At 73.3% G+C, this 13,951-nt stretch carries 13 protein-coding genes; 9 read left to right on the top strand and 4 right to left on the bottom strand.

Annotation, left to right across the window (positions count from 1 at the left end):
* Nucleotides 1-26: 26 nt before the first annotated feature.
* From ASD33_RS20445 to ASD33_RS20435, 3 genes are all read left to right on the top strand, one after another.
* A complete protein-coding gene (locus ASD33_RS20445; protein WP_056562212.1) occupies nucleotides 27-302 on the top strand; it encodes a hypothetical protein in 276 nt (91 codons plus the stop codon).
* A gap of 130 nt (nucleotides 303-432) precedes the next feature.
* Entirely contained in the window at nucleotides 433-1,137 is a 705-nt protein-coding gene (locus tag ASD33_RS20440) for a DUF2470 domain-containing protein (RefSeq protein ID WP_056562209.1), read from the top strand.
* A 124-nt stretch (nucleotides 1,138-1,261) separates the two neighbouring features.
* Nucleotides 1,262-3,538 (top strand): MMPL family transporter, encoded by a 2,277-nt coding sequence (locus ASD33_RS20435; RefSeq protein WP_056562206.1) that lies wholly within the window; start codon nucleotides 1,262-1,264, stop codon nucleotides 3,536-3,538.
* A gap of 67 nt (nucleotides 3,539-3,605) precedes the next feature.
* On the opposite strand, the gene ASD33_RS20430 is transcribed toward ASD33_RS20435, so the two are convergent.
* Nucleotides 3,606-4,532 (bottom strand): TIGR03564 family F420-dependent LLM class oxidoreductase, encoded by a 927-nt coding sequence (locus tag ASD33_RS20430; protein ID WP_056562203.1) that lies wholly within the window; start codon nucleotides 4,530-4,532, stop codon nucleotides 3,606-3,608.
* Nucleotides 4,533-4,647: 115 nt separating this feature from the next.
* Between ASD33_RS20430 and ASD33_RS20425 the strand changes: the two genes are divergently transcribed.
* From ASD33_RS20425 to ASD33_RS20415, 3 genes are read left to right on the top strand one after another with little or no spacing between them, the layout of a single operon-like run.
* Nucleotides 4,648-5,202, top strand: a complete 555-nt coding sequence (locus tag ASD33_RS20425) for an HD domain-containing protein (protein WP_056562200.1) — start codon at nucleotides 4,648-4,650, stop codon at nucleotides 5,200-5,202.
* On the top strand, nucleotides 5,199-5,867 hold the full coding sequence (locus tag ASD33_RS20420; RefSeq protein WP_056562197.1) for an RNA polymerase sigma factor: 669 nt from the start codon (nucleotides 5,199-5,201) through the stop codon (nucleotides 5,865-5,867). Before ASD33_RS20425 ends, ASD33_RS20420 begins: the two co-directional genes overlap by 4 nt.
* Nucleotides 5,864-6,931: a CU044_5270 family protein gene (locus tag ASD33_RS20415; protein WP_056562194.1), complete on the top strand. Its 1,068-nt coding sequence runs from the start codon at nucleotides 5,864-5,866 to the stop codon at nucleotides 6,929-6,931. Before ASD33_RS20420 ends, ASD33_RS20415 begins: the two co-directional genes overlap by 4 nt.
* On the opposite strand, the gene ASD33_RS20410 is transcribed toward ASD33_RS20415, so the two are convergent.
* Nucleotides 6,921-7,856 carry a glycerophosphodiester phosphodiesterase family protein gene (locus ASD33_RS20410; RefSeq protein WP_056562192.1) on the bottom strand — a complete coding sequence of 312 codons (936 nt, stop codon included), beginning with the start codon at nucleotides 7,854-7,856 and terminating at the stop codon, nucleotides 6,921-6,923. The two genes, ASD33_RS20415 and ASD33_RS20410, sit on opposite strands and share 11 nt — an antisense overlap.
* Nucleotides 7,857-8,214: 358 nt before the next feature.
* Between ASD33_RS20410 and ASD33_RS20405 the strand changes: the two genes are divergently transcribed.
* The 3 genes from ASD33_RS20405 (at nucleotide 8,215) to ASD33_RS20395 (ending at nucleotide 11,409) form a co-directional block, all read left to right on the top strand.
* Nucleotides 8,215-9,810 (top strand): hypothetical protein, encoded by a 1,596-nt coding sequence (locus ASD33_RS20405; protein WP_056562189.1) that lies wholly within the window; start codon nucleotides 8,215-8,217, stop codon nucleotides 9,808-9,810.
* A 169-nt stretch (nucleotides 9,811-9,979) separates the two neighbouring features.
* Complete coding sequence (locus ASD33_RS20400) at nucleotides 9,980-10,771, top strand: helix-turn-helix domain-containing protein (protein ID WP_056562186.1); 792 nt, start codon at nucleotides 9,980-9,982, stop codon at nucleotides 10,769-10,771.
* Between the two features lie 167 nt (nucleotides 10,772-10,938).
* Nucleotides 10,939-11,409, top strand: coding sequence for a hypothetical protein (locus ASD33_RS20395; RefSeq protein WP_242427137.1), 471 nt, complete (start codon nucleotides 10,939-10,941; stop codon nucleotides 11,407-11,409).
* Nucleotides 11,410-11,503: 94 nt separating this feature from the next.
* Here the strand turns inward: ASD33_RS20395 and ASD33_RS20390 are convergent, their stop codons facing one another.
* Both ASD33_RS20390 and ASD33_RS20385 read right to left on the bottom strand, forming a co-directional pair.
* A complete protein-coding gene (locus ASD33_RS20390; protein WP_056562180.1) occupies nucleotides 11,504-12,946 on the bottom strand; it encodes a GH1 family beta-glucosidase in 1,443 nt (480 codons plus the stop codon).
* A 68-nt stretch (nucleotides 12,947-13,014) separates the two neighbouring features.
* Nucleotides 13,015-13,950 (bottom strand): carbohydrate ABC transporter permease, encoded by a 936-nt coding sequence (locus ASD33_RS20385; RefSeq protein WP_056562177.1) that lies wholly within the window; start codon nucleotides 13,948-13,950, stop codon nucleotides 13,015-13,017.
* Nucleotide 13,951: the final 1 nt, after the last annotated feature.

The raw sequence follows: 13,951 nt of genomic DNA, 5'->3' as shown, positions 1-13,951 counted from the left end.
CAGTGGCGGCTGGGACGCTGGATCGCATGGACAGGGACGAGGAGCTGCTGAGGGGCCGGGTCTACGGCCAGGACCACGACGACCCCCACCGGGGGCCGAGACCGGGCCGGGTCTACGTCGAGCTGACCGGGGGTCCGCTGGACGGCCTCCTCCTGGACGTCACGGACCGGACGGCGGAGGAGCGGGCCGAAGGCGCGGCGCTGGAGACGGAGCTCGGGCGGTACGGGGCGGACGGGCGCTCGCTGTACGACCCGCGTCCCGGCGATCCGGGCCGCTTCGACTGGTCGGGCGACGCGCCCTGACCCCGGGTGAGGGAGGCGCCGGGGGGCAGCGGTTCGTGTCGGCGCGGCCCTTCCGTCCTCCCGGCAGAGTGAGTTAGCTTAGGCTTACCTAAGTAATAGTGTCTCCGTCACCTGTCCCGGGAGAACTCGGATGCGTCCCTTCAGTCCCCGCACCCCGCTGCCCACCCCCGCCGAACGCGTACGGTCGATCCTCGCCGCCGCCCACTCGATGACGGTCGTCTCCGACGGGCTGCACCAGGAGGTCCACCTGCTCGACGGGACCGGACCGATGGGCCACATCCACCTGCACGACCCCTCCGAGGAGAGCCACACCGGAGCGCCCGCGCGGATCCCCGTACGCCTGGAGTTCACGGACATCGCCCCCACCCCCGTACGCGAGCGGCTGCGGGCGCGCGTCACCCTCACTGGACTCCTCGCCGCGCCCTACGCCCCCGAAGGCGCCGCCGGCCTGTGCATGGAGTTCGGCCAGGCCCTCGTCGAGGACGCCGAAGGACGGAACTACATCACCCTGGAGGAACTCCAGGCCGCCGAGATCGACCCACTGGCCTCCTCCGAGGCAGCCCTGCTCACCCATCTCGTCGACCGCCACGGTGAACTCGTCCCCCTCCTGATGCGGCTCGTCCGGCCACGCCCCGAACGGGACACCGTCCGCGCCCTCCCCGTCGCCCTCGACCGCTACGGCATCACCCTGCGCCTCGAACGTCCCACCGGCCACCACGACGTCCGGCTGCCCTTCCCCACCCCCGTCACCGACATCGACCAGGCCGGACCCCGCGTCCACGCCCTCCTCGCCGCCGCCCGCCGCTTCTCCCACCCCAACCGGCTGCTCACCTGACCGAACGGGCCTCCGTACCGGCCGAGATGCCGGAGCGCCCCGGCAGGCGAACAATGGAGCGGGTAGGCGCGCACAGCCGGCGCCGGGACCGCTCGGGGACCTCCCAACCGGACACGGCCACGCCATGAACGCTGGAAGCCCGGCCGAGGGCCGAGGAACACCCACGAAAGGCGCCCTCTACCGACTGGGGCACTGGTGCGCCCGCCACTTCCTCGTCGTCATCGCCCTCTGGGTGGCCGCGGTCGTCGGGCTCCAGATCACCGACCGGGCCGTGGGCGGCCAGTTCTCCGACGACTTCGCCCTCCCCGGGGTCCAGTCCGCCGAGGGCCTGGACGTCCTCAAGGCGCACGACCCCGCCGCCGGGGGCTACGGCGCCCAGATCGTCCTGAACCGGCCCTCCGGACCGCTCACCGACGAGGCCTCCGCCGTCAACTCGACCGTCGCCGCCCTGCAGAAACTGCCCGACGTCCTCAGCGCGCAGAACCCGCTGCCGCCCCCGGGCACCACCCCGCCCGCGCTCCCCGCCGGGGTCCCGAACACGGGCCCGCTCTCCACCGACGGAAAGACGGCGTACATCACCGTCCGCTTCAGCGTGCCGCCCTCCACCCTCGGCACCGGCTACCTGACCGGCGTCGACGCCGCCGTACAGCCGGTCCGCGACGCCGGGGTCACCGTCGAGTACGGCGGCCCGCTCGGCGAACTCGCCCGGCCGCAGCCCGACGACCGCACCAGCGAGGCGATCGGCTTCGCCGTCGCGATCCTCGTCCTCCTCATCGGCTTCGGCAGCGCCATCGCCGCCGTCCTGCCCCTGGTCACGGCCCTCCTCGGGGCGGTCTGCGGCCTCGCCCTCCTCGGCCTGACGGCGGCCGCCTTCACCTTCGGCACCGTCTCGCCCACCCTGGCCACCATGATCGGCCTCGGCGTCGGCATCGACTACGCGCTCTTCCTCATCACCCGGCACCGCCAGAACCTGATGAACGGGCACGCCCCCGCCGAAGCCGCCGCCCTCTCCACCACCACCAGCGGCCGCGCCGTGCTGGTCTCCGGCTGCACCGTCATCATCGCCCTGTCCGGCCTGTGGGTCTCCGGCGTCACCTTCATCGGGAAACTGGGCCTGGCGGCCGCCTTCACGGTCGTCACCGCCGTCCTCGCCGCGCTCACCCTGGTCCCGGCGATGCTCGGTCTGGTCGGCCGCCGGATCGACCGCTACCACGTGCGCAAGCCGGTGGCGGAGGCCGACGAGACGCCCGGCGCGGTGGCGCACGGCACCTGGCACCGGTACGCGCAGCGCGTCGAGAAGCGCCCCCTGTGGTTCCTCGGCGGCGGCGTCGTGGCGCTCGTGATCCTGGCGATCCCGCTGTTCTTCATCCAGCTCGGCCACATCGGCGACGGCGCGGACCCCGAGTCGTTCACGGACCGGCGGGCCTACGACCTGATCTCCACCGCCTTCGGCCCCGGCGCGAACGGGCCGCTGACCGTCGTCGTCGACCAGACGGCCGTGCCCGCCGCCGACCGGGCGGACCTCGCGGACAAGCTCAAGCAGGCCCTGACCGGCGTCCCCGACGCCGCCTCCATCACCCCGCTCCAGGCCACCTCCGACGGGGACGTGCTGGTCGGCACCGCCTACTCGGTGGCCTCCCCGCAGGACGAGCGCACCACCGAGCTGACCGACCACCTCGTCGACGACGTACTGCCCCAGGCGGTGGCCGGCACCGACGCGCAGACCTACGTCACCGGCACCACGGCGGCCCAGGTCGACTTCCTCGACCTCGTCTCCAGCCGCCTCCCGCTCATCATCGCCGTGGTGGTGGCCCTCGCCTTCCTCGTCATCCTCACGGTCTTCCGCGGCCTGCTCGTCGCGGTGAAGGCGGCCGTGCTCAACGTGCTGTCCATCGCCGCCTCCTACGGCGTGGTCGTGGCCGTCTTCCAGTGGGGCTGGGGCGGCCCCGCGCTCGGCGTCTCCGGCAAGGTGCCCATCGAGAGCTACGTACCGATGATGATGTTCGCGATCGTCTTCGGGCTGAGCATGGACTACGAGATCTTCCTGCTGTCCCGGGTCCGCGAGGCCTGGCTGCGCACAGGCGACCCGAAGGCCTCCGTGGCCCACGCCCTGGAGATCACCGCCCGGGTGATCACCTGCGCCGCGCTGATCATGGTGAGCGTCTTCGCGGCGTTCATCGTCTCGGACAACATCGTGGTGAAGATGCTCGGCCTCGGCCTCGCCGCCAGCGTCCTCATCGACGCCACCGTGGTGCGGCTGCTCCTCGTGCCCGCGGTGATGACCCTCCTCGGCGAGCACGCCTGGTGGACCCCCGGATGGCTGGACCGGATCCTGCCGCACCTGGACACGGAGGGCGAAGGGGAACCGGAGCGGGCCGCGGCGCCCGGGCCAGGGACCTGATCCCGGCCCCGGGCCCGGCACGATCCGGAAGACGGCCCGCGCCCTCACCGGGACGGCGGGCCGCCGTTCAGCCGCGCGACAGTTCGCCCAGCAGCTTCCAGGTGCGGCGGCGGTCGTCCTCGCCGCCCAGCTCCGTCGCGGTGAAGACCACCTCCGTCGCCCCCGCCTCCCGGTAGCGTCGCACCTCGGCCGCGACGGTCTCCTCGTCACCGATCACGGCGAGGTCCACCGCCCGCGTCACACCGGACAGCTCCAGGACCCGCCGGTACGAGGGAATCGTCTCGTACAGCGCGAGCGCCTCGGCCGCCGCGTCCCGCACGGCCTCCGCGTCGGCCGTGACCACACCCGGGACGAGCGCCACGATCCGGGGCGCGGGACGGCCCGCCGCCGTCGCGGCCGCCGTGACGGCCGGCACGATGTGCTCGGCGAGCGCCCGCGGCCCCGCCAGGAACGGCAGGATCCCGTCCGCCAGTTCACCCGAGACCCGCAGGGCCTGCGGACCCATCGCCGCCACGAGCACCGGCACCGTGGGCTGTGCGCCCGGCACCGCCGCCGAGTAGGGCGTCGTCGCCGTCAGGAGCTCCCCGTGGAAGTCGGCACTGCCGGTCTCCAGCAACGGGCGCAGCGCCGTCAGGAACTCCCTGAGCAGACCGATGGGCCGCTCGTACGGGATGCCGAAACCGGTCTCCGTGAGGTGCCGGGTGCCGAGGGCGAGCCCCAGGTGGTAGCGGCCGCCGGTCGCCGCCTGGGCCGTCTGCGCCTGGCTGGAGACCAGCAGCGGATGACGGCCGAAGACCGGGATCGCGGACGTCCCGACATGGAGACCCGGCACCTCCCGGCCGACGATCGCGGCGAGCGAGGGCGAGTCGTACGCGAAGGTCTGGCCGAACCAGGCCGAGTGCAGGCCGGCCTCGCGCGCCTCCCGCGCGAGTTCCACCGTGCTGTCGATCGTGCGCTGGACGGCGGTCGAGCCGAGCGTTACTCCGAGAGTCATGCAATCGGCAACAGGCCTGTCCGCGAAGGGCATTCCCGCCGAACGTGAACACCGTGTGGCGTCCGCGACGGCGCCCCGCCCGGGACGCGCGAGCGCGCCCCGCGATGATGGGGCGATGATGACTCTCGCCGAGGTGGACGCGCTCGCCGGCCGGGCGCACGCCGGACAGACCGACAAGGCCGGTGTCCCGTACGTCGAACACGTACGCGCGGTCGCCGCGGGCCTCGCGCCGCTCGGCCCGCACCTGGCCATGGCCGGGCTGCTCCACGACGTCATCGAGGACACCCCGTGGACGGCGGAGCGGCTTCGCGCCGCAGGCGTCCCCGACCGGGTCGTCGCCCTCGTCGAAGCCGTCACCAACCGGCCCGGCATCCCGTACGAGGAGAAGATCCGCCGCATCACGCAGGACCCCGGGGCCACCCTCCTGAAGATCGCCGACAACGCGCACAACAGCCGCTCCGACCGGGCCGCCGCGCTCGACCCCGCCCAGCGGGAGCGGCTCGCCGCCAAGTACCGCACGGCCAGGGAGCTGCTGTGGGCGGCGGCCGACCCCCGGCAGGTCGCGACCGTCCTGCGGGTGGTCAACCCCGAACTCCTGGAGGAGTTCGACAGCTGGTGTGACCCGCGTCACGGGAACCCGTCCCGGGGGCCGGACAGACGAGAGACGTGAACAACGACCTGCGCGCCCGCGTCCGGGACGGAGACCCCTCGGCCTACGCCGAACTCTTCGACTCCTTCGCCCGGAGCGTCTACAACCACGCCTTCCGGCTGACCGGGGACTGGTCCGTCGCCGAGGACGTGATGGCGGCGACCTTCCTCGAAGCATGGCGGCTCCGGGGGAAGGTGGACCCCGAAGGGGGCTCGCTCCGGCCCTGGCTGCTCGGCGTCGCCACCAACGTCGCCCGCAACCACTGCCGGGGCAACCGCCGCTACCGGGCCGCCGCCGTCGCCTACGCCGCGGCCGGACCGTCCGAGGCCTCGGTGCCCGACCACGCCTCCGAGGTCGCCGGACGCCTCGATGACCGCCGCCGCATCGCCGCCACCCTCCGCGCGCTCGGCACCCTCAGACGCACCGAACGCGAAGTCCTCGTGCTCTGCCTCTGGGAAGGCCTCGCCTACACCGAGGCCGCCGAAGCCCTCGGCCTGCCCGTCGGCACCGTCCGCTCCCGGCTCTCCCGCGCCCGCGCCAAGCTCCGTACCGGCGCCGAGAAGGAACTCGACAAGGAACGACGGGAAAGACTCGACGCGGAAAAACGGGAACCCGCCCCCCGCCCCCGACAGACAACAGGTGATCGCGCGAACGCGGTCCGGCCCGCGCAGGAAGGAATCCGATGAACCCCGACCCGAACCAGCCCCGTACGGCGAACCGGTACGAGACCGGAGACCTCCCGGCGATCGAGGAGCACGACCTTCCTCCGGGCCGCCACCAGTTCCACAAGGAGCGCCTGATGAACCGGATCCACGACGACCGCCTCGTAGCCGCCGCCGCGCCGCCCGCCCCGCGCAACCCCTTCCTGCGGAAGGCGATCCTCCTGCCGGCCGCCGCCGTCCTCGCCGGCGCGCTCGCCGTCGGCGCCCTCGCGCTCACCCCCGGCGGAGCCCAGGCCCCCGACGACCGTGCCTCGGGACCCGTGCTGACCACCAGCATCGGCACCGTCGACGCCCACGGCGCACCCCGGCTCCTCGACCGGATCTCGCTCGCCGCGGCCGGAACGGACGCCCCCGGCGGGCGGGCCGGCCAGTACGTCTACATCGAGTCGCGGATCGCCGCCACCGACGTGAAGACCGTGAACGGCGAGAGCAGCCTCGTCAGTCGGCCGCTGCACACCCGGCAGTCCTGGAAGTCGCCCGACGGCCGCAAGGGCTGGCTGATCGAACCCGGCAACACCGGCCCCGAGGGCATCACCCTGGAAGGACCCGACGAGAACGGCGACGTACCGAAGCCACACCTCGGCGCGCCCTCGCACGACTATCTGGCCGCCCTCCCCACCGACCCCGACGCGCTGCTGGACAAGATCTACCGGGAGACCGAGGGGCAGGGCAGGAACAAGGACCAGCAGGCCTTCACCACCATCGGGGACCTGCTCGTCGAGAGCTGGCCGTCCCCCCGGCTCACGGCGGCGCTCTTCCGTACCGCCGCGAAGATCCCCGGGGTCGTCACGGTCGACAGCGCCACCGACGCCGTCGGCCGCGAGGGCGTCGCCGTCGCCCGGTTCGACGAGACCAGCGGACAGCGCACCGAGTGGATCTTCGACAGCAAGACCCTCGCCTTCCTCGGGGAGCGGACCGTCCAGGTCAGCGGGACGAGCGCCGACGGCCTCATCGGGCCCGGCACCGTCGTCTACACCCAGGCGGTCATGGTCCGGGCCTTCGTCGACGGGGTGAAGGTCACCCCGTAGCGGACCGGCCCTCCCGGCCGGACGACCAACCGCCCAGCTCCGTGGGGCGGTTGGTGATGATCCCGTCGACCCCCAGCGCGTCCAGGGCCTTCCAGCGGGCCGGGGTGTCGACCGTCCACACGTTCACGGCGACGCCCGCCGCGTGCAGCTCGCCGACGAGCCCCGGCCGGGTCGCGAGGGCGGCGTCCGCCACGTTGTACGCGGAGAGCCCCAGCTCCCCGGCGAGCGCGACCGGGTCGGCGTCGAGGGTGCCGCGCAGCAGGCCGAGCGGCAGCTCGGGCGCCAGCTCGTGGACGAACCGCAGCGACGGGATGTCGAAGCTCTGGACGAAGACCCGGCCGGTCATGTCCTGCGCGCGGACCTCCCGGACGATCCGGGCCACCTCGGCGTGGCTGTGCCGGCCCTTGATCTCCAGGAGCAGTTTCCCGCCGCGCTCCCGGAGGTCCGCCAGCTGCGCGGCGAGGGTCGGGACCCGGGTCCCGGCGTAGGCCGGGGCGAACCAGGAACCGGCGTCCAGGGCGTCCAGCTGGGCGGCGGTCAGCGAGCGGACCGGGCCCGTGCCGTCGGTCGTCCGGTCGACGGTCGTGTCGTGCAGGATGTACGGCACGCCGTCCTTGCTGGGCTGGACGTCGTTCTCGATCCAGACGGCCCCGCCCCGCCGGGCCACCTCGTCGGAGACCAGGGTGTTCTCGGGGGCCGCCGAGGGGGCGCCCCGGTGGGCGATCACCGTCAGGGGCGCCCCGTCCGCGCGCAGCCAGGGACTCGCCGGCGCGGTGGCCCGCGCCACCGGGCGGGGCGCGGAATCCGGCTGCGGGGCGGCGACGGCGAACGCGGTCGCGAGCCCCGCCACGGCGGTGGCCCCGGCGACCAGGCCGAGGGTCCGGCGCCGGCGGAACCGGGGGGCGGGCGGGTGAGCGTCTCTCATTCCCGACACTTTAGAGGGCGCGCCCCCGATCGGGCCGGAGCGCCGGGGCGGACACCTTTCGCGCCGATCGCTCCGATCGCGCCGGCGTGGCGGGTCGGGCACATTCCCGGCGATCCGCGTGAAACGAAATTCGAAGGATCCGCCCGGTTCCCCGCACCGGTCCCCACGGGGACCTTCACCCACCCCTCACCGTTCGGCGCCCGACCCCGCCCGAGCGGTCGCGAAATGCCCGCCTTGTCGACAACTGCCGCTCCGGGAGCGGCAGTTGTCGACGGCGGGCAGTTGTTTGCGTTCGCGCAGGTGCTCTGGAAACCTCCGTTCGGTCGATCGGACACCCGAGCAGACGGAGGCAACCCCCATGCCCACAAGGCGCATTCGCCGCGCTTGGCTCACGGCCGCCGCCGCGGCCTCGCTCGCGTTCACCGCCGTCGCGGGGCCGGCCCGGGCGGAGGGCCTTCCGCCGGACGTCCCGCAGAGCTGGATCCAGGAACCCCGTACGACCGAGGGTGCCGCCCCGCCCTTCTCGGCCGGCGCCTGGACCGAGCCCGGCGGCGCGGCCTCGCCCGGCGACTTCACCCTCTCGCCCGGCGCGCTGAACGGCGAGACCACCCGACGGGTCGCCCGCCTGGACGCGGTCCTGCCCAAGTCCGGTGTGCAGAACCTGCTGGCCGGGGCGAACCGCACCGCCGTACCGTGGTGTTCCCGCGACCCGTTCGGCACCGCCCCGGACCCCGACATCAAGTACTGCCTGCGGGACGACGACTCCGTCTCGCGGGAATGGGTCCCCCAGGGCATGACCGGTGTCTCCGACGCCAAGGACAACGAACTGTGGGGCGAGGCCGGGAACATCCAGCTGTACGCCTCCTACGACGGCTACGACCCGGGACGGGAGAACGACCCGCTCCCCACGGCCGGCGACTGCACCGAGGCCGAGCTGGAGGCGGACGACGCCTGCAACCAGAAGGGCGTCCGGATCACCTTCGTGCAGAGCCGGATCAACCCGGCCACCGGCAGCCCCGAGATCAAGTACCGGCACGTCCTGCTCGGCTGGACCTACGTGAACTCCGCCGACCACATCTCCTTCGACGGGCTGCACGCCTCCGAGTACCCGATCCAGCGGGGCGTGCACGCCGGCGGGATCGTCTGGTACGGCAACTACCTCTACGTCGCCGACACCCGCAACGGCATGCGCGTCTTCGACATGCGCACCATCATGGACCTGGACCCGGACGGAGATCCCGCCACGCACGACGCCATGGGCACCGACACCGACGGCGTGAAGACCACCGCCAATGTGCAGGACAAGACGAAGGTCGGCCGCCACGACAACGTCTGGTACAGCTTCGGCTACCGCTACGTGATGCCCCAGGTGGCCGCCTGGAAGTTCAAGGCCACCCGGAACAACCCCCAGGGCTCCTACGCCTGCGTCTCCACCGGCGCCCCCAAGGCCTCCTACATCTCGCTGGACCGCAGCACCACCCCGGACCGGCTGCTCATGGGCGAGTACTGCAGGCCGAAGAGCGGCTACCCCTCCACCGGCCGCATCGCCTCCTACCCGATCGCGGACCTGGAGGGACGCTCCGCCGACGTGCCCGCGCAGGGCTGGGCCAACTACCTGCCGCTGACCGGCGGCGGCGCGCAGGGCGCCGCCGCGTACGACGGCACGCTGTACGTCAACGAGTCCAAGGGCACGGACGAGCCCGGCAACCTCTGGCGCTACACATGGGCCGGCGGCCGGCTCGCCCAGACCGGCCAGGCCGTCAAGACCGCGCGGGGCGCCGAGGACCTCTACGTCGAGCGCGGCACCGGCCGCCTCTGGTCCCTGTCCGAACACCGCCCGGGGACCGCGGACGACTGCACGGCGGGCCATGACGCCGGCGACCCGGACGGGAAGGACTACTGCCAGCGCGTGCTCTACGGACACAAGCTGAGCTGGATCGACGGCCGGCCGTAGACCGAGCCGGAAGGAGTTCCCCGGGGGCGACACCGCCCCCGGGGACCTTCGCGACACGACGGGCGGGCCGAGCCCTTCGCCGGAATCGTCCCCTCTGCGGCATGGTGGACGCCGGCCCGGAGCGTGCCATCGGGGGACCGCGGCCGGGCGTGCGGAGTCAGGGGGACTCATGGACACCGGTACAGGACGTGAACCGCACAGAGCCGGGCCCGGCGGCACGGGCGACGGAGGCATCGGAGCGGGAGGCGGAGGTGACGGCGCCGCCCGGACGGATGCCGGCGGCGCCGCCGTCCCCGCGCGGGGCCGGGGCGTCCTCGAAGGGGCCTTCGCCCTGCTCGACGCCCTGCGCCGGAGCGGCGACGAGGCCGGGGTGACCGAACTGGCCCTCCTCTGCGGGGTGCCCAAGGGCAGCGTCCACCGGCTGCTCGACCAGCTGGTCACGCTCGGCGCCGTCGAACGCAGGGGCAACCGCTACCGCGTCGGCCCGCAGCTCTACCGCCTCGGCCAGTCCTGGGAACCGCACCCGGGCCTGCGGCCCGCCGCCCGGCTGCCGCTCCAGCGGCTCCGGGCCGCCACCGGCGCGAGCGTGGTCCTCACCGTGCTGCGCGAGGACATGGCGATCACGGTCGGCTCGGTCCCCGGGGACCTCGAACCCCTGCTCCCCGTACGGGACGGCATCGCGTTCCGGCTGGACACCGCCGCGGGCAAGGCCCTGCGCGGGCCCCTGCGAGGCGGCGCCGTCCTCGACCGCGAGGACGTGATGGACGGCGTGTGCTGCGCCGCGGTGCCCGTCCGCACCCCGGACGGGCGTACGGTCGCGGCGCTCGCCGGCCTCGTCCCGGCGGGCCGCCCGCTCGACGGGCTCGCCCGCGCCGTCGCCGAGGCCGGCGCCGCGATCACTCGCACGCTCGGGCGGAGCGGACCCCGCAGGACGCTCCCGCACGCCGCTCTGGTGCTCTGAAACCACACCCGTGCGGGGCCGTTCCGCCCAGTGGAACGCGCGTAGAACCGGACGGGGGAAGCCGGGCACGGTAGGTGTCGTGCCGAGGGGAACGGCACACCGGCCCCGCCGTCAGGAGGCGGGCCGGGACCACCGTCACGTACGTGACCCGAATGTGGGGGGACCACATGCGCAAGAACCGACTCGTCCGCACGGCCGTCACCGCCCTGCTGGCGCTCGGGAGCGTCGGCGCCTTCGCCGGCGCCGCCCAGGCCGAGCCGATCGACTACGTCCGCATCGAACTCGTCGAACTGCACTGCCAGGTCAACAGCGAGGGCGACCACGACGAGGCCTACCTCAAGATCACCGACGCCAACGGCAACGCCGTCAAGGTCTGGCCCGGAAACGGCGTCAAGTACCAGACCATGGGAAGCGGCTACGTCCGCTCCATGGCCGACGGCAACGGCAACGCGGCCCTGATCCTCGGCAAGGAGCAGGCCCGCACCCTGACCCTCTGGGACTACGACTCGACCAGCGGCGACGACAAGCTCGGCGCCACCCTGGTCACCGGCAGCGAGGTCGGCGCCGAGACGCAGTGGCGCTCCGTGGAGGGCTCCGGCGGCGTCTACGTCATCGGCTACCGCGTGGTCGACATCTGACCGTCGCCCACACCGTGAAGCAGGGCCGCGCCGGTTCGTCCGGCGCGGCCCTCCCGCGTGTGCGCGGCGCGGTCCCCCTTCGCGGGTGCGGCGGTCAGCCGCCGTCGGGGGCGTGCAGCTCGCCCGACCGCGCCACCCGCGCGTACCAGCGGGCACTGGACTTCGGGGTCCGCTCCAGGGTGTCGTAGTCCACCCGCACGGCGCCGAACCGCTTCGCGTAGCCGTACGCCCACTCGAAGTTGTCGAGCAGCGACCACAGGAAGTAGCCGCGCACGTCGACCCCGTCCGAGAGCGCCCGGTGGACGGCCTCCAGATGCGCGTGCACGTACGCGGCGCGTTCCGGGTCGTGCACCGAGCCGTCCGGGCCGACCACGTCCTCGTACGCCGCCCCGTTCTCGCTGATCACCAGCGGGAGTTCGGGATGTGCCGCCGACACCCGGGTCAGCAGGTCGTACAGCGCGCTCGCGTCGACCGGCCAGCCCATCGCCGTCCGCTCGCCCGGCGCCCGGTGGAAGGCGACGTCGTCCGCGCCGGGCCACGGCGAGTGGTCGCTGTTCCCGTGCCCGTCGTCCTGCGGCTTCTCCGCCCCCTCGGGCACCCGGGAGACGAGGGTCGGCGTGTAGTAGTTGATCGCCAGCAGGTCCAGCGGCTGCCCGGCGGTGGCGGTGTCGCCGTCCTTGACGAAGGACCAGTCCGTCACCCGCGCCGTGTCCCGGATCAGGTCCTCGGGGTAGGCGCCCTCCAGCATCGGCCCCAGCCAGATCCGGTTGCCGACGGCGTCGATCCGGCGGGCCGCGTCCCGGTCCTCGGCGGAGCCCGTCAGCGGGCGGACCTCGTGGAGGTTGAGCGAGACCGAGAGCTGCCGGTCGGCGGGCAGCGCGGACCGCAGGGCCCGGACCGCGAGACCGTGCCCGAGGTTGAGGTGGTGCGCGGCCCGCAGCGAGGCCACCGGGTCGGTGCGGCCGGGGGCGTGCACCCCGGAGCCGTAGCCGAGGAAGGCGCTGCACCAGGGCTCGTTGAGGGTGGTCCAGCGGGTCACCCGGTCACCGAGGGCGTCGGCGACGATCCCCGCGTACTCGGCGAACCGCTCGGCCGTCGACCGCTCCGGCCAGCCGCCGGCGTCCTCCAGCTCCTGCGGCAGGTCCCAGTGGTAGAGGGTGAGGGCGGGCTCGATCCCGGCGGCGAGCAGCTCGTCCACGAGCGACCGGTAGAAGTCCAGGCCCTTCTGCACGGCGGGACCGCGCCCGGTGGGCTGGACCCGGGACCAGGAGACGGAGAACCGGTAGGCGTTCAGGCCGAGTTCGGACATGATGCGGACGTCCTCGCGGAACCGGTGGTAGTGGTCCACGGCCACGTCACCGGTGTGGCCCTCGAAGACCTTGCCGGGGGTGTGCGAGAAGGTGTCCCAGATGGACGGGGTACGGCCGTCCTCCGCCGCGGCTCCCTCGATCTGGTACGCGGCGGTGGCGGCGCCCCAGAGGAAGTCGGACGGGAACGAACGGGTGGCGGTGAGCGGCCGGGTTTCGGACGCGGTCATAGGAGAGCGCTCCCAACGCGGGTACGGGGTAGGGACGTTCGGTACGGGGAAGGCATCGGCGCGGCCGGTCAGCTCTTGACGGCGCCTGCCGTGATGCCGCCGACGATGTGCTTGCCGAGGAAGGCGAAGACGAGCAGCAGCGGAACGGTGGACAGCAGCGCGCCGGTCAGTACGACGGCGTGGTCCACGGTGTGGTTTCCCGCGCCCAGCCCGGCCAGTGCCACCTGAAGAGTGGGGTTGCCGTCCGGGGTGAGCGCGATGAAGGGCCAGAAGAAGTCGTTCCACGCCTGGACGAAGACCAGCATGCCGAGCACGGCCATGGCGGGCCGTGCCACCGGGAACACCACGTGCCAGATGATCCGGAGACTGTGCGCCCCGTCCATCCGGGCCGCCTCGACCAGTTCGACGGGAAGCGCCTCGACGAGGAACTGCCGCATGAAGAACACACCGAAGGCGGCGACCAGCGAGGGCAGCACGACCGACTGGAGCTGGTCGACCCAGCCGAGGTCGGTGACGATCTGGTAGAGCGGGATGACGCTCAGCTGGGGCGGGATCGTCATGGTGGCGACCACCAGCGAGAGCAGCAGGCCCCGGCCCCGGAACGGCAGCTTGGCGAAGGCGAACCCGGCGAGCGTGGAGAAGAGGACGGTGGACGCGGCCACCAGGCTCGCCACGATCGTCGTGTTGACCAGCGCCGCGCCCATGTCGACCTGGTTCCAGGCGAACGTGAGGTTGTCCAGGAGACGGGAGCCCGGCAGCAGCGGCGCCGGCGCCTCCACGACCCGTTCGCCGGTGTGCGAGGCCGCGACGACGTTCCAGTACAGCGGGAAGAGCGAGACCACGGCGGCGACGATCAGCAGGACGTACGTCAGGGGTCCGGCGTGGTGCTGCCGGCCGGCCGACTGGCGGAGGCGGGGTCCGGGCGACCGCCGGGAGCGCCGGCCGGGTGCGGCGCTCCCGGGCGCCGGGCGCGCCGGACTCGGGGTGGCGAGTGTGCGGGCCATG

It is taken from the genome of Streptomyces sp. Root1304, assembly GCF_001426405.1.
Taxonomy (GTDB): Bacteria; Actinomycetota; Actinomycetes; order Streptomycetales; family Streptomycetaceae; genus Streptomyces.
This window is presented reverse-complemented; position numbering and strand designations above follow the sequence as displayed.

What these genes read in the sequence shown, in the direction of transcription:
- ASD33_RS20445 (WP_056562212.1), top strand. Translation starts at nt 27, where the DNA reads ATGGACAGGGACGAGGAGCTGCTGAGGGGCCGGGTCTACGGCCAGGAC.
- ASD33_RS20440 (WP_056562209.1), top strand. Translation starts at nt 433, where the DNA reads ATGCGTCCCTTCAGTCCCCGCACCCCGCTGCCCACCCCCGCCGAACGC.
- ASD33_RS20435 (WP_056562206.1), top strand. Translation starts at nt 1,262, where the DNA reads ATGAACGCTGGAAGCCCGGCCGAGGGCCGAGGAACACCCACGAAAGGC.
- ASD33_RS20430 (WP_056562203.1), bottom strand. Translation starts at nt 4,532, where the DNA reads ATGACTCTCGGAGTAACGCTCGGCTCGACCGCCGTCCAGCGCACGATC.
- ASD33_RS20425 (WP_056562200.1), top strand. Translation starts at nt 4,648, where the DNA reads ATGATGACTCTCGCCGAGGTGGACGCGCTCGCCGGCCGGGCGCACGCC.
- ASD33_RS20415 (WP_056562194.1), top strand. Translation starts at nt 5,864, where the DNA reads ATGAACCCCGACCCGAACCAGCCCCGTACGGCGAACCGGTACGAGACC.
- ASD33_RS20410 (WP_056562192.1), bottom strand. Translation starts at nt 7,856, where the DNA reads ATGAGAGACGCTCACCCGCCCGCCCCCCGGTTCCGCCGGCGCCGGACC.
- ASD33_RS20405 (WP_056562189.1), top strand. Translation starts at nt 8,215, where the DNA reads ATGCCCACAAGGCGCATTCGCCGCGCTTGGCTCACGGCCGCCGCCGCG.
- ASD33_RS20400 (WP_056562186.1), top strand. Translation starts at nt 9,980, where the DNA reads ATGGACACCGGTACAGGACGTGAACCGCACAGAGCCGGGCCCGGCGGC.
- ASD33_RS20395 (WP_242427137.1), top strand. Translation starts at nt 10,939, where the DNA reads ATGCGCAAGAACCGACTCGTCCGCACGGCCGTCACCGCCCTGCTGGCG.
- ASD33_RS20390 (WP_056562180.1), bottom strand. Translation starts at nt 12,946, where the DNA reads ATGACCGCGTCCGAAACCCGGCCGCTCACCGCCACCCGTTCGTTCCCG.
- ASD33_RS20385 (WP_056562177.1), bottom strand. Translation starts at nt 13,950, where the DNA reads ATGGCCCGCACACTCGCCACCCCGAGTCCGGCGCGCCCGGCGCCCGGG.